The 23,229-nt window shown below is 60.6% G+C and carries 32 protein-coding genes and 1 pseudogene; 31 read left to right on the top strand and 2 right to left on the bottom strand.

Annotated features, from left to right (window positions below; genetic code table 11):
* The first annotated feature begins 34 nt into the window (after window positions 1–34).
* The 11 genes from P8T11_RS25035 (at window position 35) to P8T11_RS25085 (ending at window position 4,814) form a co-directional block, all read left to right on the top strand.
* On the top strand, window positions 35–553 hold the full coding sequence (locus P8T11_RS25035; protein WP_268079532.1) for a hypothetical protein: 519 nt from the start codon (window positions 35–37) through the stop codon (window positions 551–553).
* A gap of 2 nt (window positions 554–555) precedes the next feature.
* Window positions 556–1,077: a DUF1367 family protein gene (locus P8T11_RS25040; RefSeq protein WP_268079531.1), complete on the top strand. Its 522-nt coding sequence runs from the start codon at window positions 556–558 to the stop codon at window positions 1,075–1,077.
* Window positions 1,074–1,433: a Ref family recombination enhancement nuclease gene (locus tag P8T11_RS25045; protein ID WP_268079530.1), complete on the top strand. Its 360-nt coding sequence runs from the start codon at window positions 1,074–1,076 to the stop codon at window positions 1,431–1,433. The genes P8T11_RS25040 and P8T11_RS25045 overlap by 4 nt, the downstream gene beginning before the upstream one ends.
* Window positions 1,430–1,786, top strand: a complete 357-nt coding sequence (locus tag P8T11_RS25050; protein ID WP_268079529.1) for a GIY-YIG nuclease family protein — start codon at window positions 1,430–1,432, stop codon at window positions 1,784–1,786. Before P8T11_RS25045 ends, P8T11_RS25050 begins: the two co-directional genes overlap by 4 nt.
* Window positions 1,773–2,534 carry a YdaU family protein gene (locus P8T11_RS25055; RefSeq protein ID WP_268079528.1) on the top strand — a complete coding sequence of 254 codons (762 nt, stop codon included), beginning with the start codon at window positions 1,773–1,775 and terminating at the stop codon, window positions 2,532–2,534. Before P8T11_RS25050 ends, P8T11_RS25055 begins: the two co-directional genes overlap by 14 nt.
* Window positions 2,476–3,273: an ATP-binding protein gene (locus P8T11_RS25060; RefSeq protein WP_268079527.1), complete on the top strand. Its 798-nt coding sequence runs from the start codon at window positions 2,476–2,478 to the stop codon at window positions 3,271–3,273. Before P8T11_RS25055 ends, P8T11_RS25060 begins: the two co-directional genes overlap by 59 nt.
* Window positions 3,270–3,437 carry a hypothetical protein gene (locus P8T11_RS25065; protein ID WP_268079526.1) on the top strand — a complete coding sequence of 56 codons (168 nt, stop codon included), beginning with the start codon at window positions 3,270–3,272 and terminating at the stop codon, window positions 3,435–3,437. Before P8T11_RS25060 ends, P8T11_RS25065 begins: the two co-directional genes overlap by 4 nt.
* Complete coding sequence (locus tag P8T11_RS25070) at window positions 3,431–3,796, top strand: endonuclease (protein WP_268079525.1); 366 nt, start codon at window positions 3,431–3,433, stop codon at window positions 3,794–3,796. Before P8T11_RS25065 ends, P8T11_RS25070 begins: the two co-directional genes overlap by 7 nt.
* Before the next feature lie 133 nt (window positions 3,797–3,929).
* Window positions 3,930–4,136: a hypothetical protein gene (locus P8T11_RS25075; protein ID WP_268079524.1), complete on the top strand. Its 207-nt coding sequence runs from the start codon at window positions 3,930–3,932 to the stop codon at window positions 4,134–4,136.
* Complete coding sequence (locus tag P8T11_RS25080) at window positions 4,129–4,521, top strand: hypothetical protein (RefSeq protein ID WP_268079523.1); 393 nt, start codon at window positions 4,129–4,131, stop codon at window positions 4,519–4,521. The genes P8T11_RS25075 and P8T11_RS25080 overlap by 8 nt, the downstream gene beginning before the upstream one ends.
* Window positions 4,518–4,814 (top strand): hypothetical protein, encoded by a 297-nt coding sequence (locus tag P8T11_RS25085; RefSeq protein ID WP_268079522.1) that lies wholly within the window; start codon window positions 4,518–4,520, stop codon window positions 4,812–4,814. The genes P8T11_RS25080 and P8T11_RS25085 overlap by 4 nt, the downstream gene beginning before the upstream one ends.
* 64 nt (window positions 4,815–4,878) lie before the next feature.
* On the opposite strand, the gene P8T11_RS25090 is transcribed toward P8T11_RS25085, so the two are convergent.
* Both P8T11_RS25090 and P8T11_RS25095 read right to left on the bottom strand, forming a co-directional pair.
* Window positions 4,879–5,346 carry a hypothetical protein gene (locus P8T11_RS25090; RefSeq protein ID WP_268079521.1) on the bottom strand — a complete coding sequence of 156 codons (468 nt, stop codon included), beginning with the start codon at window positions 5,344–5,346 and terminating at the stop codon, window positions 4,879–4,881.
* Between the two features lie 83 nt (window positions 5,347–5,429).
* Complete coding sequence (locus P8T11_RS25095) at window positions 5,430–5,738, bottom strand: hypothetical protein (protein WP_268079520.1); 309 nt, start codon at window positions 5,736–5,738, stop codon at window positions 5,430–5,432.
* Window positions 5,739–5,902: 164 nt separating this feature from the next.
* Between P8T11_RS25095 and P8T11_RS25100 the strand changes: the two genes are divergently transcribed.
* From P8T11_RS25100 to P8T11_RS25190, 20 genes and pseudogenes are all read left to right on the top strand, one after another.
* Entirely contained in the window at window positions 5,903–6,202 is a 300-nt protein-coding gene (locus tag P8T11_RS25100; RefSeq protein WP_268079519.1) for a hypothetical protein, read from the top strand.
* Window positions 6,189–7,436: a PBSX family phage terminase large subunit gene (locus P8T11_RS25105; RefSeq protein WP_268082505.1), complete on the top strand. Its 1,248-nt coding sequence runs from the start codon at window positions 6,189–6,191 to the stop codon at window positions 7,434–7,436. Before P8T11_RS25100 ends, P8T11_RS25105 begins: the two co-directional genes overlap by 14 nt.
* Window positions 7,437–7,634 (top strand): hypothetical protein, encoded by a 198-nt coding sequence (locus P8T11_RS25110; protein WP_268079518.1) that lies wholly within the window; start codon window positions 7,437–7,439, stop codon window positions 7,632–7,634.
* Window positions 7,635–7,636: 2 nt separating this feature from the next.
* Entirely contained in the window at window positions 7,637–9,004 is a 1,368-nt protein-coding gene (locus tag P8T11_RS25115; RefSeq protein WP_268079517.1) for an anti-CBASS protein Acb1 family protein, read from the top strand.
* Between the two features lie 43 nt (window positions 9,005–9,047).
* Window positions 9,048–9,902: a phage minor head protein gene (locus P8T11_RS25120; protein WP_268079516.1), complete on the top strand. Its 855-nt coding sequence runs from the start codon at window positions 9,048–9,050 to the stop codon at window positions 9,900–9,902.
* A gap of 2 nt (window positions 9,903–9,904) precedes the next feature.
* Entirely contained in the window at window positions 9,905–11,143 is a 1,239-nt protein-coding gene (locus tag P8T11_RS25125) for a hypothetical protein (protein ID WP_268079515.1), read from the top strand.
* Window positions 11,144–11,155: 12 nt separating this feature from the next.
* Window positions 11,156–11,623 carry a hypothetical protein gene (locus P8T11_RS25130; RefSeq protein ID WP_268079514.1) on the top strand — a complete coding sequence of 156 codons (468 nt, stop codon included), beginning with the start codon at window positions 11,156–11,158 and terminating at the stop codon, window positions 11,621–11,623.
* Between the two features lie 11 nt (window positions 11,624–11,634).
* On the top strand, window positions 11,635–12,690 hold the full coding sequence (locus tag P8T11_RS25135) for a major capsid protein (RefSeq protein ID WP_268079513.1): 1,056 nt from the start codon (window positions 11,635–11,637) through the stop codon (window positions 12,688–12,690).
* A gap of 9 nt (window positions 12,691–12,699) precedes the next feature.
* Complete coding sequence (locus P8T11_RS25140; protein ID WP_268079512.1) at window positions 12,700–13,011, top strand: hypothetical protein; 312 nt, start codon at window positions 12,700–12,702, stop codon at window positions 13,009–13,011.
* Window positions 13,012–13,078: 67 nt separating this feature from the next.
* Window positions 13,079–13,468, top strand: a complete 390-nt coding sequence (locus P8T11_RS25145) for a DUF7370 family protein (protein ID WP_268079511.1) — start codon at window positions 13,079–13,081, stop codon at window positions 13,466–13,468.
* Window positions 13,465–13,803 (top strand): hypothetical protein, encoded by a 339-nt coding sequence (locus P8T11_RS25150; protein ID WP_268079510.1) that lies wholly within the window; start codon window positions 13,465–13,467, stop codon window positions 13,801–13,803. The genes P8T11_RS25145 and P8T11_RS25150 overlap by 4 nt, the downstream gene beginning before the upstream one ends.
* Before the next feature lies 1 nt (window position 13,804).
* Complete coding sequence (locus P8T11_RS25155; protein ID WP_268079509.1) at window positions 13,805–14,242, top strand: hypothetical protein; 438 nt, start codon at window positions 13,805–13,807, stop codon at window positions 14,240–14,242.
* On the top strand, window positions 14,235–14,603 hold the full coding sequence (locus P8T11_RS25160) for a phage tail termination protein (protein ID WP_268079508.1): 369 nt from the start codon (window positions 14,235–14,237) through the stop codon (window positions 14,601–14,603). The genes P8T11_RS25155 and P8T11_RS25160 overlap by 8 nt, the downstream gene beginning before the upstream one ends.
* Before the next feature lie 13 nt (window positions 14,604–14,616).
* Entirely contained in the window at window positions 14,617–15,615 is a 999-nt protein-coding gene (locus P8T11_RS25165) for a phage tail tube protein (protein ID WP_268079507.1), read from the top strand.
* A 3-nt stretch (window positions 15,616–15,618) separates the two neighbouring features.
* Window positions 15,619–16,248, top strand: coding sequence for a DUF6246 family protein (locus P8T11_RS25170; protein WP_268079506.1), 630 nt, complete (start codon window positions 15,619–15,621; stop codon window positions 16,246–16,248).
* Window positions 16,249–16,259: 11 nt separating this feature from the next.
* Entirely contained in the window at window positions 16,260–19,220 is a 2,961-nt protein-coding gene (locus tag P8T11_RS25175; protein WP_268079505.1) for a tape measure protein, read from the top strand.
* Between the two features lie 2 nt (window positions 19,221–19,222).
* Window positions 19,223–19,684: a hypothetical protein gene (locus P8T11_RS25180; RefSeq protein ID WP_268079504.1), complete on the top strand. Its 462-nt coding sequence runs from the start codon at window positions 19,223–19,225 to the stop codon at window positions 19,682–19,684.
* A complete protein-coding gene (locus tag P8T11_RS25185) occupies window positions 19,681–20,163 on the top strand; it encodes a DUF1833 family protein (RefSeq protein WP_268079503.1) in 483 nt (160 codons plus the stop codon). The genes P8T11_RS25180 and P8T11_RS25185 overlap by 4 nt, the downstream gene beginning before the upstream one ends.
* Window positions 20,160–20,390 (top strand): annotated as a pseudogene (locus tag P8T11_RS29270) (hypothetical protein); the annotation flags it as partial. The gene P8T11_RS25185 and the pseudogene P8T11_RS29270, both read left to right, overlap by 4 nt.
* Window positions 20,391–20,406: 16 nt before the next feature.
* The gene (locus P8T11_RS25190; protein ID WP_268079502.1) at window positions 20,407–23,208 is read left to right on the top strand and encodes a host specificity factor TipJ family phage tail protein; all 2,802 of its coding nucleotides are present in this window, start codon (window positions 20,407–20,409) and stop codon (window positions 23,206–23,208) included.
* Window positions 23,209–23,229 lie beyond the last annotated feature (21 nt).

Here is a 23,229-nt window from a genome sequence, read left to right on the forward strand (position 1 = left end):
ACCGAAACGTTGAAATTTTGAAGGAATCAGCCCTATGACCGCTCACTACACAAACACCCAGTGGCGCGACACGCTCTACAACACAGTGCGCAAGGCTGATGGTGGCGTTTCAGCGGCTGCGACCTTCCTCACTGAGCGGCGTGACACGTCCATTCATCCTGAGTCTCTGCGCCGGAAACTGAAAGGCGACGAGCAACTGGATGTTGATGTTGCGGTCCTGCTTACCGAGTGGCTGGAAAGAGACGTCACCACGTCTGACAAGTCCCGCGATTGGTTGCTGTCGCTCTGCGCGCAGGAAGGGCTGTTTGTTGACTTCGTTCCGCCGCCGCCGGCCAGCGGCCACCCGGACGAGCTGGCGGCCTTACAAGAAAAGCTCATGGAAGTCATGGCGAAGGTGGGCAAGATCGCCGCCGAGCTTCGTGATGCGATAGCTGATGGCGTGTTGTGCCAGAACGATGCCGACATGCTCGTACCGCTATTCCGTGCGGGCCGGGTGATCTTGCACCGTATGGAGCGCAACGTACTGCGCGCCGTGACCAAGGGTAGAGGTTGATCATGGCCGACATCACACTGGTTCGTCAGCAACCCGCCCAAGCTTCCGAACAGGAAAAGGAAGCCGCTCGACGGATGATCTTCGGCATGGTCGACGGCCTGGGTGAGCGCGGGCGCAAGCAATGGCGCCGTCTGTGGAATCAGCTTGTGCGGCTTGAGCCGGGCGAGATGCTGTCGATCACGACGCACAAAGAGCGCACGGGCTGGTACCACCGAAAGCACATGGCGTTGGAATCCGCGCTGTTCGAGGCGCAGGAGCGCTTTGAAGAGTTCGAAGCGTTCCGAGCTTGGCTCAAGACCGGCAGCGGTTTCGTTGACTGGTATCCCGGCCCGAAGGGCGGAGTGATCCCGGTGCCGCGCTCGATCAGCTATGCAAAGCTGGAGCAGGCGGACATGGAGCAATTCCACGATGACGCCGTTGCCTTCCTGCGCACTTCGCATGCCCAAAAAACTATGTGGCCGCATCTGCCGGCCGCGCGCGCCAGCGAAATGCTGGAACTCGTCTTGCAAGGATTCGGCGAATGAAAGGCCGTAACCCCTCCGCCGAACAAAAGCGATTCTGGGACCTGCTGGTCAAGAACATTGGTTGCGTGGCTTCCCGCATGGATGGCTTCTTTGATGGCCACTGTTCCATCCACCACATCGATGGACGCACGAAGCCCAACGCGCATTGGTTGGTGCTGCCACTGTCCGCTGGGAACCACCAGGACGGCACTGGTGCGCCTGGCCGCATCGCCGTCCATCCCTGGAAGGCTCGATTCGAGGCCCGCTACGGGCGTCAACGCGATCTGTTGGTCTGGTGCATTGAACAACTCCAGGCTCAAGGCTTGGATGTCCCTGACGGCGCCCTGCGTGCTGTTGGGATGCTGGAGCAAGCATGAATTATTACCCGCACCAGAAAACTGACTTCACGACCGGCACGAAGATTAGCCGGCTGCCTGCGGTCTATGCGCTGGCCACGGCCAATATGGAATTCATAAAAATTGGCAAGACGATGTCTATCAAGCAACGTCTCATCAACATTCAAAGCGGCTGCCCGTTTGAGTTGTCCCTGTGGTTGACGATACGGACACCGAAGGCGGCCGAGGTGGAGCGGGCGGCACATGGCCTGCTTGCCCATTGCCGAACGCGGGGCGAATGGTTCGCGCCCTCGGGCAAGGATCTTGATCTGATCGCCGCGTTCTTTCACGCGACCAACTTGAACGTGAGGGAGGCGGCCCGTGCACTACTTTAAACGCAACATTGGCGACTATCACAAGAAGGCCGGCCGCCTATCCATGCTTGAGCACGGTGCGTACACGCTTCTAATTGATTCGTGCTACGACCGTGAACGCTTCCCCACGATGGATGAGGCAATCGACTGGTGCTGGGCTCGTACGGACGAAGAAATAGCGGCAGTTCGGTTCGTTCTTGGGAAGTTCTTTGAGCTGGTTGAGGGGCGGTACGTGCAAGCCCGCATCCAGGAAGAAATCGACGCATATCACGCCAAGGCGTTGAAGAACAAAGAGATCGCAGAAGAGCGTGAGGCAAAGCGCCGCACGGCTCGTGAAAAGCCGTGCACGGAACGTGCACATGGCGTGAACGATTCGCCACCTAACCAAGAACCAAGAACCAAGAACCAACAACCAGATAAAGAACCACCCCCTAGCCCCCGCAAGCGGGGGAATGGATTTGATGCGTCGGCCATCGATCTGCCGAACTGGCTTGATCGCGAAGACTGGCAAGGCTGGGTTGCTGACCGAAAGGCCCGCAAGAAGCCGGTGACGCAAGAAGCGGCCAAGCTCCAGCTAAAGCAGCTTGCCGACTTACGTGCCGAAGGGCACCAGCCTAGCGCGGTGATCGCGAACAGCATCGCCAGCGGATACCAGGGGCTTTACCCGCCCCGAACTCAAACCCGAACGAAATCGAATGGAGGGACAGCGCATGGAAACTTCAGCCAGCAGGACTACCACGCCGGGGTTGCAGCCGATGGCACGTTTTAAAACCGAGCAATCCACACAGCGCTGCGAGCAGCACGGGGAATACACGGCCATAACGTACATGGGCCATACGTCCGGCTGCCCCGCTTGCATTAAGCAGCAGCAAGAGCGCGAGGCGAGCGAGGCGCATGCCAAGTGGATGCTGGAGTTGCGCCAGCGCCGCGCCAACGAATTGCTGGGCCGCGCTGCAATCCCGCCGCGGTTCGCCGACAGGACGTTGGAGAACTTCGTGCCGCATGCGGACGGACCCAAGAGGGCTCTTGCGGTGGCTAAGGGCTTCGCAGATGGCTTCGATGAATGCCTGAAGACCGGCCAGAGCATAGTTTTCTGCGGCGGCGTAGGGGCCGGGAAAACGCATCTGGCCGTTGGGGTGTGCCACGAGGTCATTAAGCAAGATCGTGTAGCCGTGTTTACGTCGGTCATCGGCGCCGTTCGATCGATCAAGGACACGTATCGGAAGGGTTCCGAGCTGACTGAGGCAGAAGCAATTCAAAACCTCGTGGAACCTGACCTTCTGGTCTTGGACGAGGTTGGTGTGCAGTTCGGCAGCGAAACCGAAAAGATGTACCTGTTCGAAGTGATTAACGGCCGATATCAGGCGCTGAAGCCCACGATCGTCATCAGCAATTTGGCTAAAGAAGCGCTAACCGAATACTTGGGCGAGCGTGTCATTGATCGCCTGCGCGAGGGTGGCGGCCGGATGGTGGTGTTCGACTGGCCCAGCTATAGGAGGCAAGCATGATGGAGTTGCCAGAACTCGGTGCGGTGCCGAACGAGCGGCGCTGGGCCCTGAGGATATTGAGGGAGAGTGAGCGGGCCGGCGGCCGGCGCTACTCGATGACCGTATTGGCCATGGCCAAGCGGGCGCTCGGGATCGGGTTGAACGTGGGGGAGGGGGCATGGTAATTGTCGACTTGCCCTGGCCGCCCAAGGAACTGAGCCCCAACCACCGCGGGCACTGGGCGCCAGTATCTAAGGCGAAGAGCGGCTATCGAACGGCTGCCAGGCTTCTTGCGCGGTCCGCCCTATCCAAGGCTGACGGTTTTAGCCAATTCAAAGCCGTCCGGCTGGCATATGAGTTCTTCCCGCCCCAGGCGCGCGCCTACGACCGCGACAACTTGGCGGCCCGCATGAAGGCAGCGACCGATGGCATTGCTGACGCTATCGGGATGAATGACCGTGGGTTCCATTTCGCGCCCGCCGAAATTCGAGAAAAAGTGAAGGGCGGAATGGTCCGGGTAACTATCGAACAGGTGACGCCATGACGATCATCGAGAAGCCCCGCGCCCGGCAGGAGGGTGATATGTGGCTGGTGTGGTGCGCAGCGGTGGGCCCCAGCCCGCGCGCAACGTTCGAGTCCGCCTATTTGGCATGGGCTCGCCGGCGTGGGTGGCTGGTATGACGGCCGATCTGCAACGGTGGGAGCTGCGCGACCCGATGCTGGTGGTGATGAGCCGTCAGCAGGCCGCTCTGAAACGATCATGCGAGGGCTGCGCGCATGCCAAGACCATCGAAACGCCCTTCATCGGTGACACGATCACGCGCTGCCTGAAGGGCAAGCCCTATGGGAAGAAGTGCAGCCGGTACGAGGTGGCCAATGGATAACAGTCTGCCGCGGTGGGTGGAGGACGAGATCCACAACTGGGCACGCGCGCAATGGGAAGGGGAGTGGCCCGGCCCTGGTCGACCGGTGCACGACGAGCCGGCCGTCTGCGCCTTCCCCGCTGAGCCAGGCCACGAGGATGACGATGAGCCCCCGCGCATCCCCGTGAACCACGACCGCGCGCGCAAGGTGAACCGGCTCTATGAGGCGTTGCCCTTGGCGGAACAGCGCGTGATCCAGGCCGAGTACACGCGCCGCAATGAGTATGGCGACCTGCCGGCGCACCTTCGCAAGGACAAGGCGTGTCGTGTGATCGGGATTCCGCTGCCGTACTACAAGGTGGCGCTGGGCAGTTTCAAGCAGCAGGTTTGGAGGATGTTCGAATGAAGTACGCACACGAAGTTATCGACCTGCTGGGCGCTTTCCCCGGGCGCCGGTTCAAGATGAGGCAGATCATCAACCACGTGGCGCCTAGAGCGGACCAGCGACAGCGCGCCGTGGTGCGTACTGGCGTGTGGCGCGTCCTGGTTGCCCTGGAGGAATCCGGGCAGATAGCCAGCACCCGCGACGAGTCGGAGAGCCGCATCCATGTTGAGTACTGGTGGGAAACCATAACATCGGCTTCTGGAAAAGCATTTCAGAAACCATCACAATACGTGCGGGAAGTTGCGCCTTTATGAAGCTGATTCCTTTTGCTTCATAAAGGGAGCTTCCGCACATCGCTGCGCCGAACAACGAATGGTTCTATTCGTTCACAACGATAATCTGCACAGAATTCGGGTCAATCCCTCCATGTTTCAAACGGGAGTCGATATCTTCGCCATCACCCGGATGGGCGTCGACCAGCGGCAGCCGATGGAGACTTGCTAGGGCGCGTTTGGCTTCAAGCAAAGTGGGCAAGTCGCGTGTCCAGCGTTCTGTTCTGGAACTGGCGTCTGGCCCCGTGTACTGAATCAGGATGGGCGGTGTTTTTTGGAAGGAAATTTCTCCCAGCCTGATTCCGCGAGCATTGCCCGCCAAGTCATAAACGTGGGCGACGAGTCCGACAGGCTCGGTCGCGATCAATACGTGGGACAACTCCAGACCAGTAGACTTGAACAACTTCTCGCTGCTGGCTTTAGTGAGCCGATAAATGGCCTCACCAATAGGTCGTGTTTCCACTGTGATTATGGCGTCGTTATAGTCCGCCAGGAATATCCAAGAATTCGCCATTTTTTCTCATGGTTGAAAGGGCGGGGCGTATAAGGATTCCCCAGCCCAATTATTTGGCGCTGCGAAGCTGCCAGGTCTGCTAGTCAATCGTCTTTTGCGTTAGCGCCAGCAATATATGAGCAGTGTTCGCAGTAGCCGCTAACGTCTTCAATATCCTCAACGGTCACGATCGCGTCGCGAAGTGATTCATACGACGCATTGTTCGGACAATCTGAGCTGGCGCACGCTTGATCCACAAATCGGCTTACCTCATCGTTGTATACGAAGAGTTGCTTGGGGGACAGTTTTTGGGTCCCGCCGTCCGCAGCAACTTTTGCTGCAATTCCAGCTGCTGTGTCGGACAGTTCACCTCGGTCGATCAAAGCTTTCAGGCATTCAGCTAAACACGTCACACTTGGCTCCTTTGCAAGATGCAGTTTCAGGCGGGTAGGCCCGAAGTTAGTAAGGCAATAGATCGTAGAATTTCAAAATGTATCATTTTCTCACTGTCGAGTGTGGCTCTTCGCAGCAGTCTTGGCGAAAAGGCGCGATATATCAAAAGTAGATAGGAATAGAAATGGCAGGCAAACCCAAGGGGCTGCCCAAGACGGGTGGGCGCTCGAAGGGCACTCCGAACCGGGCCACAGCCGATATTAAGGCGCTGGCTCAACTACATGCCATAGAAGCGGTTGCCACTCTGGCCGAGATCATGAAGGACGTCGGACATCCCCCCGCCGCACGCGTTGCAGCAGCGAAGGAGTTGATTGATCGCGGTTTCGGTAAAGCCACGCAGCCTATTGCCGGTGACCCGGGCCTACCGCCTGTGGCTCTGATGCCCACGACGATCCAATTGGTTGCCCCAGGTGACGACGGCTGAGATCCAACTTCCGCCGAAGCTGATACCTGTATTCAGTGGGCAGGCACGATACAGGGGTGCGCATGGCGGGCGGGGATCGGGGAAGACTCGCTCGTTCGCGTTGATGACTGCTGTACGTGCGTATATTTTCGCGGAGGCCGGCGCGTCTGGCGTTATCTTGTGCGGCCGCGAGTTCATGAATAGCCTGGAAGATTCCTCTATGGAGGAGGTCAAACAGGCGATTCGATCCGTGCCCTGGCTTGATGCCTACTTCGAGATTGGTGAGAAGTACGTACGGACCAAGAACCGCCGCGTTTCATACGTCTTCGCCGGTCTTCGTCACAACGTGGACAGCATTAAATCCAAGGCGCGCATCCTTATAGCCTGGGTGGATGAGGCCGAAAGCGTCAGCAAGATCGCCTGGCAGAAGCTGGCCCCCACCGTCCGCGAATCTGGCTCCGAAATCTGGATCACCTGGAACCCGGAGAAGGACGGCAGCCCCACGGATGAGCGGTTTCGCAAGAATCCGCCGACCGGCGCCAAGATTGTCGAGCTCAATTACACGGACAACCCATGGTTCCCTGCTGAACTTGAGCAGGAACGGCTGGATGACCGCGATCGGCTGGATGACCAGACATATGCCTGGATTTGGGACGGCGCGTATCGCGAGAACAGTGAAGCGCAGATCCTGGCAGGTAAGTACCGGGTCGCGGAATTTGAGTTCGACCAGTTCGATGGGCCGTATTTCGGCGTTGATTGGGGATTCTCTCAGGACCCGACAGCCGGCGTGCGGTGCGGCATTCATGACCAAAGGCTTTATATCGAGTACGAGGCCGGCAAGGTTGGCCTGGAAAACGACGACATTGCCAAGTTCATGATCGAACGTCTGCCGGGCGTCGAGCGCCACACGGTGCGCGCTGACTCAGCCAGGCCGGAGACGATCAGCCACGTAAAGAGCAACGGCAACGGCACGCGCCTGGCGCTGCCTAGAATCGTTGGCGTGGAGAAGTGGAAGGGCAGCGTTGAGGACGGCATCAGCCATCTTCGCAGCTACAAGGAAATCATCATCCATCCTCGCTGCGTCAAGACGCTGCACGAGGCCCGGACCTACAGCTACAAGGTGGACCGCCTGACTGGCGATGTTCTCACCGAGATCGTAGACAAAAACAATCACTACATAGACGCGACACGTTATGCGCTGGGGCCGCTGATCAAGCGCCGCGGCGCCGTCGGCATGCTTCTCCCAGGACGGTAAATGGCAATTTTCAAGGTCACGCAGCGCGACAGTGGCAAGTCCATGGTCGTGCGGGCGAAGTGCGTCTCGTGCGCGCGCACCGTGGCTGTCGAGAATGCCGGGGCCGAGGGTACAGCCGTCTGGCGTGATCCGGATCAATCCAGCGTTGAACTGGTGCGCCACGACGACAGGCCCGGCCTGATTCTCAAATCGGAATGAGCATGTCAGACACGAACAACAGCGACCAGCTTCAGTTGGCGGTGAATGCCGCACTGAGCCATGCGCAGATCGCCCGCGCCCGTATGGGCCTGCTGGGCGGCCAGGGGATCGACAACAAGCGGCCCCAGGCCTGGTGCGAGTACGGTTTCCCCGAAGAGATCGGGTTTGCCGACTTCTACGCGCTGTATCGCCGTGGCGGCATCGCTCACGGCGCCATAGGAAAGATCACGTCCGCGTGCTGGAAGACGAATCCTTGGGTGATCGAGGGCGACGACCAGGACAACGCGACCGATGAGACCGCTTGGGAGCGCGGCAACAAGCAGGTGTTCACGCCGAAGTTCTGGCGCTCGGTGGCCGAGGCCGACAAACGCCGTCTGGTGGGTCGTTACTCGGGCCTGTTGCTGCAAGTGCGCGACAGCGGCCGCTGGGATGAGCCCATCAAGCGCAAAGGCTCGCAACTGGTCAAGATGATCCCGACCTGGGCGGGTAGCCTCAAGCCAGCCGGGTTCAATACCAACGCCCAGGATGAGGGATACGGCACTGTCACCAAGTGGCAGTACACCGAATACGGAATGGAAGGGAGCGCCGGCCGCAAGGTGGATATTCACCCAGACCGCGTTTTCATCCTGGGCGATGCCTCATGTGACGCCATCGGCTTCCTGGAACCGGCCTACAACGCCTTCGTCAGCCTGGAAAAGGTTGAAGGTGGATCGGGCGAATCCTTCCTGAAGAACGCCTCGCGCCAACTGTCGGTCAGCTATGACAAGGACGTGGACCTAGGCAGCATCGCGCAGGCCTATGGCGTTTCGCTGGACCAGTTGCAGGCGCGCTTCAATGAGGCGGCCCGTGAGGTCAATCGCGGCAACGACGCTTTGCTGGTTACGCAGGGCGCCACGGTCAACCCGCTGGTTACCGCCGTTGCCGACCCTGGCCCGACCTACAACGTCAATCTCCAAACCGCCGGCGCCGCGCTGGATATCCCCAGCAAGATCCTGGTCGGGATGCAGACCGGCGAGCGCGCCAGTTCGGAAGACCAGAAGTACTTCAATGCACGCTGTCAGTCTCGGCGCGCCGACCTGGGTATGGAAATCCACGACCTGGTGGAGCATCTGACGCGCATCGGCGTGGTCAAGCAAATCGCCGAATACACGGTGATGTGGGACGACCTGACCGAAGCCACGCAGGCCGACAAGCTGGGCAACGCCAAGCTGATGAGCGAGATCAACCAGACCGCCCAAAGCTCAGGCGCAGAGGTGTTCACCACGGACGAAATCCGCGAGGCGGCAGGATACGACGCCAGCGACGACACCGAGCCATTGCCCGACGAAGACGAGGACGACGATGGCCCGATCACCGATCCTGCCGAGTAATGCGGCAGACCCGACAGGGGTAGATCGGCTGGAGCGGGGCGCCATGAAGGACTTTGACCGTCGCATGCGGCGGATTCGAAATGGCTACGTTGAGGCGCTTGGCCGTATTCCAGCCGAGCCGGTCGTGAACAAGAGCTACACGTTTAGGCTTGATCAGGCGCTGCTGTCGTCGATCTTCGCTGACACGGACCGCCTCGTTGACGAGATCCTGCTGGAAGGCGGGGAGCGCAACCTTTGGCTGTTTGAGTCGTATGTGGGAGTGGCGTACCAGCGCGGTACAGCGCAGGAGTTCGCCAACCTTGGCCAGCAGTCGCCGGCCTACAAGGCTGGACGTGACTCGTTGCAAGCCTTGCTCAGGTCCGAGCCATATCAGGCGCGTCTTTCTCTAGTGCGAGCGCGCCAGTTTGAAGAAATGAAAGGCCTGTCCGGGCAGGTCAAGGCGGACATGTCTCGCATCCTGTCCGACGGTATCGGCCGGGGCTTGAACCCGCGCGACATCGCCAGGAATTTGACCGAGCAGACGGGCATAGAAGCCCGCCGCGGTCACCGCATCGCGCGTACCGAGGTGCCCATGGCCCTCCGCCGCGCGCGGTGGGATGAACAGGACCAAGCCCAGGAAGACTACGGCACCCAGGCGAAGCTGATGCACATGTCCGCGCTCAGCCCAACCACGCGGCGGACGCATGCCCGCCGGCACGCGAAGCTATTCACTAGCGAAGAAACACGCGAGTGGTACGCACGCGACGCCAACGCCATCAACTGCAAGTGCAGCCAAGTATCGGTCCTGGTGGACGAGAAGGGCGAGCCCCTTGTGCCTGCGATTGTCGACCGGGCGCGCAAGAACTACCAGGTGATGAAAGACAAAGGCAACGGCCCCTGGGCCGATGACAAGGAATAGCCATGCCGATGCAGGTAAACATCCGCACGCAGGTCAACAGCAAGTCCATCCGCCGCGAGCAGCACAACGGCCGTGAGCACATCGTAATCCCGAGCTACACGATGCCGTTTGACGTGGTCATGAACGGCGGCCTGTACCCGAAGGACCAGATCGTCGCCAACTACAAGAAGCTTGAAGGCACGCTGGCCCCGCTTGGCCACCCGACCGTGAACGGCGCGTTTGTGTCCGCTTTCTCCCCGGAAGGGATCAACCTGGGGCATATCGGCGCCTGGAACCGCAATACGAAGCTGGTCGGCAACCGCGTCTACACCGAAAAGTGGGTTGACGTGGAGGTCGCACAGAACACAGAGGGTGGTCGGCGCGTGATCGAGCGCGTAGAGCAACTTGAGAAGGGAGAGGGCGAGCCGGTGCATACCAGCGTGGCCGTCTTCCTGGAGCGTGAGCCGGCCGTCAACGCCGACGGCTATGAATGGACCGCCAAGATCCACGGTATCGACCACGACGCCATCCTGCTTGACGAGCCAGGCGCCGCCACCCCCGAGCAGGGTGTGGGTCTGATGGTCAACGCTGACCAAGCCAAGCCGCTCCATGTGAATGCCGGCGCGCTGGAGGGTGAATCCTTCCGCGAGCGCGAGAACCGCATCCAGGCCGCCGCCAAGGCCCGCTTTGCCCCGGGCGCCGAGGATTACGTCTGGGTGGCCGATTTCACCGACACGCAGGCTGTCCTGGTGCGCAACGGCGGCGTCGCCGAAGTCTACGGCTATGCCACTGAAGGCGGAAAGATCATCTTCGATGACGTCGGCTCCCCCGTCGTCCGCCAGGAATCCTGGGTCACCACCGTGGTGAACAGCGTCAAACGAATTTTCAACCATCAGGCTCGGCCTGATAACACTCTGGAGGGCAATATGCCTCTGACCGCTGAAGAAAAGGCCGAGCTGACCAACGACATCAGCAAAGCCTTCGCCGCCAACCTGGCGGAACAACTCAAGCCGTTGACGGACAAGATCCAAGGCTTGGAGACCAACCACAAGGCGTTGTCCGACTCCTTGACCGCCAACGCCAAGGCCGAAGAGGCAGAAAAGCGCAAGGCCGTGGCCGCCGTGCATGGTGACATCGTCGCCAATGCGCTGTCGGGCGAGCCCTTGGACGCGATGTTCAAGGCGCTGGGCACCGCGGCGCCGATCATCAACGGCCAGGTTGCCGATTCCGGCAAGCCGCGCTTTGACGAAGTCCCGGAATAAGGAGCCCAGATCATGGCTGTGAAATGGAACAAGATTTACCGTGGCGGCGTTCATCGCACCACGCCCGAAACGCGCGAAGTGAACGCGCCGACCACGGGAACCTTTCTGCCTGGTACGGCGGTCACCATCACCTCTGCTGCGGGCGACATGACCGTCCAGAAGGGGATCACTGGTGAGCGGGACTTCTGGTACTTGATCGGCGAGCAGTTGCACGGCTCCGTCGATGACAACCAGGTCGGCGGCGGCTCGTCCATGCGCCTGTACACCCCGCGCTCGGCCGATCTGATGGCTGGCCGCTTGGTGGCCGGCGTCGCGATTGTCGATGATGTGCCCCTGACGATCAACGTCGATGGCCGCTTCGCTCTGGCCGTCACTGATGACCCGATCCATGCGTACATCGACGATCCGGCCAATGCCTTCCCCGGCACGACCCCGACCACGTCGACGCTGGACCAGTTGGTCCCGATCAAGATCCGCTAAGGAGGCCGAAAATGGCTTTTTACGTAGACAAAAAGGGCCTGGAAGCGAATTCCGGCCTCAAGAAGCAGCACCAGTTCATCGTGAACGCACGTACCGCGAACTGGGACCACGAGACCGGCCTGATGAAGGCCGCCGGCCTGGAAGTGAACGAGGCGCGCATCCCGGGAGAGGTGTGGCGTGACTTCGACACGCAGACCAAGACGCTGATGCTGTCCGATGAGGGCGGCGTGTTGCTGAACGACCTGATGCCCCTGGCGCGCAACGTCCACATCGGCAAGATCGTCAGCGAATACCGACGCTACGGCGCGGATGAGCTGGAAGTCCGGTCCAGCATCGACGGCCAGCACCGCAAGCCCGTGAACCATGTCAGCTTTGACTATGACGGCGCGATCGTTCTGGTTCATTCCACTCAAGTCGGCCGCATCTGGCGCGAGCTGGAAGGCATGCGCTCGGAAGGCTACGACGCTCTGCTGGATGACCAGGCTGCGGCCACGCGCTTCGTCCGCAAGCGCACCGTTGAGAACTTCGTCGATGGAACGCCCGACCTGACGTACAAGAACTACCAAGCCTACGGTATCAAGAACAACCCGAACACCATCGCGTTGGACTTGGGCGCCGCCGGCCTGAACGTGGATCTGACGAGCCCGACGCTGACCTTTGCCCAGGCATGGGGCGCCTTCGTCGCTGCGCTGCAAGCGCTCCAGGGCCAGGGCAACAACGCCGTTGGCAATGTCACGTTCTACATCTCGGACGAGATCTGGTTCAACCTTCTGCGTATCGCCAACCCGGGCACCAGCAACGTCGAAACCATTCTCCAGGGCCTGCAACGCATTCCCGGTGTGGCTGGCTTCAAGCGCACGGACACGGTGACCGGCAATGAATTCCTGGCCATCATCTTGTCCAGCGAATACATCCGCCCGGTCGTCGGAATGCCCGTCACCACCACGCCGATCCCGCGTGTCACGCCGATGGACGATTGGCACGTGCTGGTGTGGGGCGCCTCCGGCTTGCAAGTCAAGGCTGACTCGCAGGGCCGCAGCGGCGTGCTGTACGCCAGCGCGGCATAAGGGGGAATCATGGCGAAATCCAAGTACATCCTCCTGCGCAAGATCATCGGCGTCGGGGTGATGCTGCCCGGCGCGGTGATCGAGCTCACGCCCGACCAGGCAGCCCATCCGCTGTATCGCACGCGCGTTCGCAAGGCCGATGACGCTGTGTCCCTGGTGCCGGCCACGCCCGGAGCAAGTTCGGGTGGTGCCGATCAGGAAAAGGGCGACGTCAAGAGCCGCCTGAAAGAGCTGGGCATCAAGTACGACGGCCGGAAAAGCGCTGAAGAACTGGTTTCCCTGCTGCCCGACGGCGATCCGCTGAAGCCTGCCGCCAACTGACCGCCTACGGGCGGTTTTCTTTTGGCCCTGCCTGATGGTGGGGCCATTTCTATTTTGAGGTCTGGATATGGTGACGATCGACCAAGCCAAGCAGTATCTGGAAGGCCAGGGGATCGTCCTGCCGGATTTCGTCCTGGCTGCGCTAGTCGCCCAGGCAAACAGCATCCAGGAATGTCTGGATGAACATTACACGCCGGAAACGGCGCTTCTGATCCAGTTGTACCTGCTGAGCCTGATGGGTCTAGGGCAGGGGGATCGCTACATCAGCAGCCAGACGGCGCCCAGCGGCGCGTCGCGCTCGTTCCGGTATCAGGGATTTGCCGACCGATGGAGCGGTGCGCTGTCGCTGCTGCGCGGCCTGGACAAGTACGGGTGCGCTTCCGAGCTGATCCCACCTGACCCGACCAAGAAGGCGTTTGGGGGCATGTGGATCGCCAAGGGCGGGTGCCAAGAATGAGCGCTACCGCCAACTGGAGCTATACGAACATCGCGACGGTGCGGCCGTTCGTGTCGATCGACATGATGACCGGCGAAACGGTTTACGGCCCTGAGTTCGATATCGCCTGCACCTGGACGGCAGAAAGCAAGATGGAGCGCGAGTCGGGCGGGCAGAGTGGGGCGCGCGGGGCGGAATTCCTATCGCAGCACGTGATCTTCACCGAAGACAAGCGCCCCAAGTACCTGGATCAGATCAGCTTTGACGGTTCGAGCGGCTGGGAAGAGATCCGTTCGGTGACGAATTGGGATATGTCCTTCTTCGGCGAAGAGCCGGACCTGAAGTTGGTGACCTGACATGCCGGTCAAGGGCATCGAGCGCGTCAAGCGCGGCTTCCGTATCGCGGTCAAGGAGATCGGCGAAGGCAAGACCGAGCGCGCCGTCTACGAGACGCTATCGCAGGGCTCGGCAATGGCCGCCCAGATGACGCCGATCGACGCCAGCAACCTGGTCAATAGCCAGTACGCACCGCAGATAGAAGTGAAGGAAGGCAAGGTGTCCGGCTCGGTCGGATACACGGCTTCCTATGCGGCGGCGGTTCACGAAGCCTCCGGGAAGCTCAATGGAAAGCCTCGGGCCGACTTCGGCAGAACGCGCGCAGGCGTGGGTTTCGGAGGCGGCACAGGCAACGGCAACTATTGGGACCCCAACGCGGAGCCAGAATTCCTTACCAAGGGCTTTGATCAGATCAAGGGCGCGGTGCCGGCCATTCTAAAAAGGATTTACGGTGTTTGACGCCTTCACTGATTGGCTCAAGGCGGTCGTTGGCGACGGATACCTGTACAGCCGCGGCATGTGGATTGACAGCCCGTCCGTCAACGGCGCCTTCATCGCCTCCGTTCAACAAATGGGCGGTTCCGCACCGGATGTCGAAGACCGCGTTATCCGCTTCAAAGTGATCCTGCTAGGCCCGCGTGACGGGCGCAAGCATGTCGTCGCTGTCGAACAAACCATGGAATCACTGGCCCAGGCCGCATTAGGCGATTCGTCGCCCTGCGGCGCTGCGTCCGTGCGCGCGGTCGGCGAAGCCGTCGGCCCCGGCTACACGAGCGAGAACCGCCCCTGGTACTCGCTTGATTTTGAAGTGCTTTTATAACTGGAGGCCACTAATGGCTACTTGCAAGAACCAGAAGTATGTTGGCCGTGACGTGGTCCTGGAATACCACATCGGCTGCGGCGACCAACTGCCCGCTGAAACCGACTGGAAGCGCTTTGCCGCTCTCCGCACGAAGGAATTCACCCTGGAATGGGAAACCGCCGACACCACGGCTGACGACTCGGTCGGAGCTCTGCGCGAGAACATCGCCACCTTCCAGACGCTCAGCATTTCCGGCGACGGCACGGCCAAGGCGTCCGGGACCGGATCGGAAAACCTGATCGAAATCACCAAGCATGTCGCGCGCCCCGATGCTACTGGCGGCCAGCCTGTGGCTTGGATGCGCATGACGTTTCCGGATCTGACGTTCACGGCGTTCATGCTGGTGTCGAACATGAGCCGTAGCGCTCCGTTTGACGACGTAGTGACGTTCAGCCTGGAAGCGAGCGCCACGGGCAGCGACTATGGCCTGATTGTCGAAGACACGCCCAACCCGGACGCCGCGGATCCGACGAGCGTGGAGGTCATCCCGTCCACCCTGAGCCTGACGGTGGGTGAGTCGTTCGACGCGGAAGGCATCGTCCTGCCGGTCGGTGCGCCGCAAGGTCTGCGCTGGACGTCGTCCAACCCTGCAATGGCAACCGTCAACCAGGTTACTGGCCAGATCCTGGCGGTTTCCGCAGGCGCGGTCACGATCACCGCGGCATCCAGCGTGGCGCCGGCAGTGACCAACACGATTGCGCTGACCGTTGTGCCGTTGGTGCAAGCTATCAATGTGTCGCCCACTTCGGTATCGGTTGACGAAGGTGCGACGCAAGCCCTGACGGCCTCCGTTTCGCCGTCCGGGGCTGCTTCAGGCTTGGTGTACGAAAGCGCGGCGCCGGCCGTTGCTACCGTCAGCAATGTCGGCCTGGTCACTGGCGTGACTGAAGGCACAACCACCGTCAAGATCACCAGCGCGGCGCGCCCGTCGGTGAGCGTGACCGTTCCGGTGACCGTCACGGCGCCGTAACCCATGATCCTGACCGAAATTGGCGAAGTCGGCGTGTACGCGGGGGAACAGGTGGTGCGTCTACGCCCCTCCTTGTACGCGATGTCTCGGCTGGGAGATCCGGTCGAGATAGTCGAAACCTTCGCCACGGTCATGGGTGGGGCAGAGGATGACGCCCAGGCGAGCCGGTTGTTTCAGGCGGCTCTGGGCGTCATCTATTCATGTTCGGTTGATGACGTCGACCCGTCGTCATTGTTTGGGACTTACGAGACCACTTCCGGAGCGCTGGAATACGTGCCAGGCGTGGCTCCGGCAGAGCATGTGGTTCCCCTTGCGCGCTGCCTGTTGAAGCACGGCGTTACGGGCGCATTGCCCCCGATGCCAAGGCGGCCGGGTGACGACGAGCCAGTGTATGTGAAGGAGTTTTTGGCAAGGGACCATGTGGCCACTGCTATGGCCCATCTAGGCGTGTCGGAGCGGGACGCCTGGAATCTGACGATGACGGGGTTGGTCGGCGCATTGCGGGCTAAGTTTCCGCCGGCCGAAAGCAATGCACCTGGCGCAAGGGCGCCAACGAAAGAGGAACACAACGCCACGATGGCGTGGTTCGACAAGATCGAAGCAAAGCGAAAGGCAGCTAAAGGGGTTCACTGATGGCAGGCGGAATGAATGTCGGGTCGATCTACTACGAGGTAGAAGCCGACACGTCGAAGCTCGTCAATAGCTCCACCAACGTCGATTCGGCGCTGGACAAGATGAACAAGCGCTTTGGCCAAACGGATAAGGCGGCCAACCAGGCGCAGTTCCAAATGACCCAGACGGCTGCGGCCGTCAAGGGTTTGGGACGCGAGGCATCTGTTTCGTCGTCTGCGCTCAAGGGATTCTCTGGCGTATTGGCGGGGCTTATCTCGCTTCAAGGCGTGTCCAGCCTGATCCAGATGGCCGAGGCGTACAACGAAATGGCCGAGCGGGTCCAGATGGCCACGTCCAGCACCGCCGAATTCAACATGGTGCAGACGCGCCTGTTGGATACCGCGAACAAGACGTACCGCTCGCTGTCCGAAGCGCAAGAGGTTTTCGTGCGCACGTCGGCATCGCTTAAAGCGATGGGCTACGAAACGGAGTCGGCGCTTGATGTGACCGACTCACTTTCCTACTCGTTCGTGAAGAACGCGACGAGCGTGGATCGGGCGCGCGGCGCGACGGACGCATTCAGCAAGGTACTCAATAAAGGCAAGGTTGAAGCCGACGCCTGGGAAACGATCCTGGCGGCCATTCCCACCGTCATTGACGATGTGGCCGCCGCGTCGGGCCGTAGCGCGCAGGAAATCCGCCAGATGGGCGTCAGCGGCGAGTTGACCGCGCGCATGCTGACCGAAGGGTTGCGCAAGTCACTGGACGATAACAAGGCCGCCGCGGATGGCATGGCCACCACGGTCAAGGACGCATTCACGGCGCTGCGCAACAACCTGTCGGCCATCGTTGGCGAAGCGAACAAGTCCAGCGGCGCCACGCAACTGCTTTCCAAGGCCATGCTTGGACTCGCCAATAACCTGCAAACGGTTATCACGGGGCTGACCATTCTTGGCGCCGGCGCCCTGGCGAAATTGCTGGCCAATATGGCCGCGAGCACCATTGAGTCGGCCAAGGCCTCGCTTGCCGCGCGCGCCCAGGCCGCCGCCGCGCTGGCCGCCGCAGTTGCCAACGAGCGCGCCGCCGCTGCCGCCGCTGGCCACGCCGCCGCGCAAGTTCGGCTGGGCGGGTCACTCGCCGCATCTACCGCTGCTGCCAACGCGCACCGTGTAGCGCAGACCGCCCTTGCCGGTGCGCAGCGTGCAGCAACTGCCGCCGGATCTGGCATGCTGGCGCTGCTGGGAGGCCCGGCAGGACTTATAGGTTTGGTCGCGAGCGTGGCTACCGGCGTGCTGCTGTTCGGCGACAACGCCAAGCGCGCCGCACCCAACGTTGAAGAGTTGGCCACTGCGGTGGACAACCTCACGCAAGCGCAGCTTGAGCTTCGCCGCATCCAGGTCGGTGATGCGATTGAGCAGATTGAGAAAGAGGCGCGCGACTCGTCCCGTATGGTGTCGAGCCTGACCAAAGACATCATTGATCTGAAGAAGGCGCAGGGGCAAGGCGTCAACATCAGCGACGATGAGTTGGGTAACGCCAACAAGTCGCTAGTCGAGCAAAAGGCCAATCTTGACGAAGTCAACACGCGGCTGCAAAAGCTCTACGAATTGCAGGATAAGCTGGCCAACCAGAAGCCCCGCGAGCGCGTTGAAGGTGGCGCACCGTCCGCGCCCGCCGCCGATCCTGACGTTGCCAAGCGGCTGCAAGGCATGCGAGATGAGATCGAGCTTGCCAAGCTGACCGGGGAGGCGCGCGCACGCTTACAGGCCATCCAGAAGCTGGGCGAAAATGCAACGGCAGCAGAACGCGCCGAAGCCGAGAAGCTGGCCGCCACGCTGTATCAGCTGGAGCAGGCGCAAAAGACTGGCGGCGAAGTTACCAAAAAGTCGATCGAAGCCAACAAGGAAAACGAAAAGACCATCGATTCGCTGGCGACCGCACTGTATCAAGCGGGCCTCGCGGGCGAAGAGCTGGCCATCGCGAAGGCGAAGGCGTCATTGAACGAGTTCGCCACGCCCGAGCAAGTTGCTCAGGTTGAGGCGTTGGCGCGTGCGATCGGCAAGATTAGCGAGGCCGAGCAGAACCAGAAGCTTCTGGGCCAGGTAGATCCAATTGCCGGCGCTCAGATGGAGTTCCAGGCCCAGATCGAGAACCTCCGCAAGCTCAACGAAGCCAAGCTTCTGGAGGATCAGCGCTATCTAGAGCTGAAAGCACAGGCCGAGACTGCCTATGACGAACGGTCGCGTGTGCTGCAAGAAGAGAACTTCCGCCGTCAGTCGGGATGGAACGAGCTTCTCATGTCCAGCTTGGACCAGTTGGGCGCTACAGCAACCGATACGCTCGTCGGAATTGCGACTGGCGCTACCAACGGTGAGGATGCAGTCAAGGCACTGGCGGGCGCCATCCTGAAGCAAGGCGTTAGCGCACTCGTTCAGATGGGCTTGCAGTACGTCAAAAACCTGATCATGGGCCAGACCGCCACCGCTGCGGCGACGGCGGCCGGCACCGCGGCGGCGGCCACACTGGCTACGGCTTGGGCTATACCCGCCGCTTTCGCATCGCTCGCGTCGTTTGGCGCCAACTCCGCCCCTGCCATGGCGGGCATCGGCGCAACGGTCGGCCTGGCTGAAGGCTTGGCCCTAGTCGGCGGTGGCGGTCGACAGTATGGCGGGGGAGTAGATGCCGCGAAGATGTACCGCATCAACGAAAACGGCGCGCCCGAGGTCTTTAACGCGGCCAACGGCCAGCAATTCATGCTGCCCAACCGACGCGGCGAAGTCGTCAGCAACAAGGATGCTACGGGCGGCAGTGGCTCGATCCCTGGCGTGACGATAAATCTGATTGAGAATCGGGACCGCGCCGGCCAAGTTTCCCAAAGCCGGGATGGCGATGGCAACTTGACGGCGGACCTGTTCGTTGCCGATATACACGGCGGGGGTGAGATGTCTCAAACTCTGGAATCCACATACGGCCTTAAGCGCCAAGGTCGGTAAACATGGAAACCCTGATCGACTATCCGGCAGAGCTTCCAGCACCCCTGTGGGCTCCGAATCAATACGCGGTCACGTCGCCCAATCAGCGGACGACAATGGACTCAGGTCGCGCGCGGCAACGTCGGAAATTTAGCTCTGTACCGGTGATGCGCTCGGCCACGTGGGTTATGACGAGCGCACAAGCCCGACTGTTTGAGCTCTGGTACAAGGTGACGCTAAAAGACGGCACCGAGTGGTTCAACATCTATCTCCGGCATCCAATCGGCTATGCGGTGCGGGTGTGCCGCATTTCTGGCGTCTACAACGGCCCCATAGCGTGGGGAGCAGATCGTTGGCAGTTCTCTGCCACCTTGGAGGTGTGGGAACGTCCGCTGCTTCCAGACGAGTGGGCAATTCTGCCTAGCTTCGTGGCGAATCCTGAAATCTTTGACCTGGCGATGAACCGGGAGTGGCCGAAAGCATGAGCACCCTTGCTGAAGTCTACGCAAGTGCGCCCGCAGGCGAGTTGATCATCTCCACGCTGGAAATTAGCGTGGCCGGCCAGCCTCCGATTCGAATCTGCGATGGTTTTGAAAATCAGATCTTAGGCGTGTCGGGCTCATTCGTCCTATTCGAAGCTGGCTCTCTTTCGGTTTCGCTTCCCGCGAAGAACAACACGGGGCGTCAGACGCTGAATTTTGGTGTCGCAGGCGTATCGGCCGTCGTTGATCGCTACTTCGATCTCGCGGAAGAATCCGGGCAGCCTGTGCAGGTTGTCTACCGCGAGTACCTGGAAAGCGATAAGAGCCAGCCCGCCCGAAAGCCGTACGTCATGGAATTGCTGGGCGGCACGATTGAGGGCGACGAGGCAACTTTGAGCGCGGCATTCTTCGACCTCTTGAATTTGCGGTGGTCGAGGCAACTGTACACGGCGACCAATGCGCCAGGTATCAAATACCTATGAGCCTGCAACGTTACCTCGCCACGCGGTACGTCGCCGGCGGACGAGGTCCCACTGAATACGACTGCTGGGGGCTAACTCGCGTGGCTCGCGTGGAGTTGTTTGGCGGTGTCATGTTGCCCAGTTGTGCCGACGCCAAGCCTGGCCTGATGCCCGTCATTACGCGAGAGGTCGCACGAGTGGCGCAGGCCCATTCTTTGGTGCCAGCAGAACGACCACAGCCGGGCCATGTGGCGACCGCTTGGCATGGCCGCGTATGCGTTCATGTTGGGCTCGTTATCCGAGATCAAGACGGCGTTCTCAGGATCTTGGAAACCGACGAGCCGACCGGGCCGTGTCTCACTCGCGTTCGGCATTTCGAACAGCGATATTCAAGGGTTGTTTACTATGCGGATTGACATCTACTCTGCCCCCGAGTTGGAAACGCGGCTGGAGTCGATCGATTGGGCCGGCACGTTTGAGCAATACCTGGACGCCACGATTCCGGCCTGGCGCGACATGGAAGTTCAGCGCTTCGCGGCTTACCTTGATGGCGTCAAGTGGCCACAAGACCGGTGGGGCGAGTCGCTGGAGCCGGACGCGCTGGTGCGTGTGAACACGATCCCGATGGGCGGCCTGTTCAAGATCATTGATCCGATCTTGTCAAAGCTGCTGAACGTGTTCCGCGGCAAGCGTCCTGTGACGAATCGCGAAACGCCGGAATCGCGAAACTTGGAAGCGGCAGACGGGAAAGCCAACACCGCAAAACTTGGCAGCGTGGTAGCCGAGCCAGCCGGCCGGTATCGCCGGTTCGTGGACTATCTCACACCGCCGCGCCGGTACTTCGTGAACAAGCGAGAACAATGGCTGGTCTTTCTGGCCAACGTCGGCCCCGGAAACTACCAAATCGCCGATGCAGACGTGCGCGTCGGGTCCACACCGTTCAGCGCTTTGGGAGATGATGCCGCCTACGGGATCTATCCTCCGGGGACGAATCTGTCCGCGCAAGTGGCCGCGCAGATCTGGCATACGGTAACGGAAGTGGGTGGTACGTCGTCGGGTTCGGCCGGCCTGGAGCTTACGACGGAGCCCGCCAACCGCGTCAACACCGACCCCGCCTCATATGCGTTGAGCGGTGCCACCATCACACGCAGTGATGGCGAATACCCGAGCGGGTGGGGCGTGAGTACGGTGGTGGCTATAGAGTACGCGCGGCTCTACGACATTGCCGATCATTTCGTTGACCCGACGGAATCTGATCCGGGCTACGTGATTAGCCGCTTTACGGGCTACTTTGGCCATATCCCTAGCGTCACGGTAGGTGGTGTGCTCCAAGTGGGCGCGTTCGGGGCTAAAGTGGAATGGCGAGTTAAGACGATTGTCGCGTCTCCCGGCTCCGGAATCTATACGCTGGAATTTGAGGAAGACACGGAGATTTTCACGCCGGTTCATGTAGACGAAGGCACGGGAGTTTCCTACATTTTCGGGGCTGACATTGAGCGCACAATCGTGGCCTTTGACCCCGCAAGTATCGACGTTTCGCCGGGTACGTTCCAGGCTGGCACTGTGGCCACGCGGGTGCGATTCTCTGGCGGCGCGGTATATGGAGAGTGGACGAACGAATTCATCGCTACCCCGGACGGGGCCGTCACCAGCACGTTGGAGCTCGACGTCTTTTTCCCCAATGGGCTGTGCTTTTTGTCTGATGGCGGCGAGGTTGAAGAGCGGTCAGTCAGCACTGAATACCAGTACCGCAACGTGGCGGGCGGCCCCCGCGTGACTGTGTCGCGGACGTTCTCCGACGCCACCGTGGATCAAATTGGATTCACAGAGCAATTCGCCATTGCTCCCATGGTGCCGGCCGTTCGCATGCGCCGCGTGGGCGCGCAGTCCACCAGCACGCAGGCTCAAGATAAGTGCCAATGGTATGGCTTGAAAGCACGCATGCCGGATTATTGGGTCTATCCAGACTGGACGACCATAAGTGTGATGTTGCGCAGCGGTGGCAAGCTGGCGGCGCAGAGTGAAAACCAAATCAACGTCATCCCCGTTCGCGTACTGCCGACGCTCCTACCGGATGGCACATGGTCATCGCCCATGCCCACGCGAGACATTACGGCGTTCGCGCGCCACATCCTCCAATCGTCCGGCGTGGGTGACGAGGCTATTGACATTGAAGAATGGCTCCGCCTTGACGCCATTTGGAAAGCGCGGGGGGACACACTAGATTTCGTGTTTGATGCGACCACGGTGAAAGAAGCTCTCGATACGACCTTCGGCGCTGGCATGGCTGAATTTACATGCGGTGATGGCCTGGTTCGCCCTGTTCGAGAGGACGTGAAGCCTGTCAACGAATTCGAACAGTCATACGGTCCCTTCAACATGAAAGGGCCGTTGCGCCGCAATCGCTCCACGCATTCAGAGATCACCGATTACGACGGAGTCGATGTCGAGTTCGTGAATGCTGAAACCTGGGTGCGGGAGACTGTTCAGTGCCGTTTGCCTGGCGACCTTGGCGCCAAGGTCCAAAAGATAACTCTTGATGGGGTAACGGATCGCACCCGCGCTTGGCGCATCGGCATGCGTCGGCGGGCGGCCCTCTATTACCGCAAGAGTGACTACAGCTTTACCACAGAGCTGGACGCGCTCAACAGCGAGTACATGGGCTATGTGGGCCTGTTTGGATATGGGCGCACCGGATTGCTCGTTGGCATTGAGTCTGATGGCGCCGGCAGCGCAATTCTGGAAAGCAGCGAGCCCGTCACCTGGAACACTTCGGAAGGCCCGCATGTGGTCGCGTATCGTCGCCTCGATGGGTCATTCGCAGGGCCGTTCCCGGCGTCGGAAGGCGCGGACGAGTACCACATACGCGCCACGGTTCCCCAGCCCTGGCCGTCGATTTCACTTAGCCACGAGCCACCGCACTTGTACTTTGGCCCGCTCTCGTCGTTCTGCTTTCCCGCGCTTATTTCCGGCGTCTTGCCACGCGGCGAATTTGAGGTGGCAGTGACGGCGGTGAATTACGACCAACGGGTCTACGCATTCGACAACGATTTCCCTCCGACTTAACGATATTCCAGCATCAACCAA

Source organism: Achromobacter spanius (assembly GCF_029637605.1).
Classification (GTDB): domain Bacteria; phylum Pseudomonadota; class Gammaproteobacteria; order Burkholderiales; family Burkholderiaceae_B; genus Achromobacter; species Achromobacter spanius_E.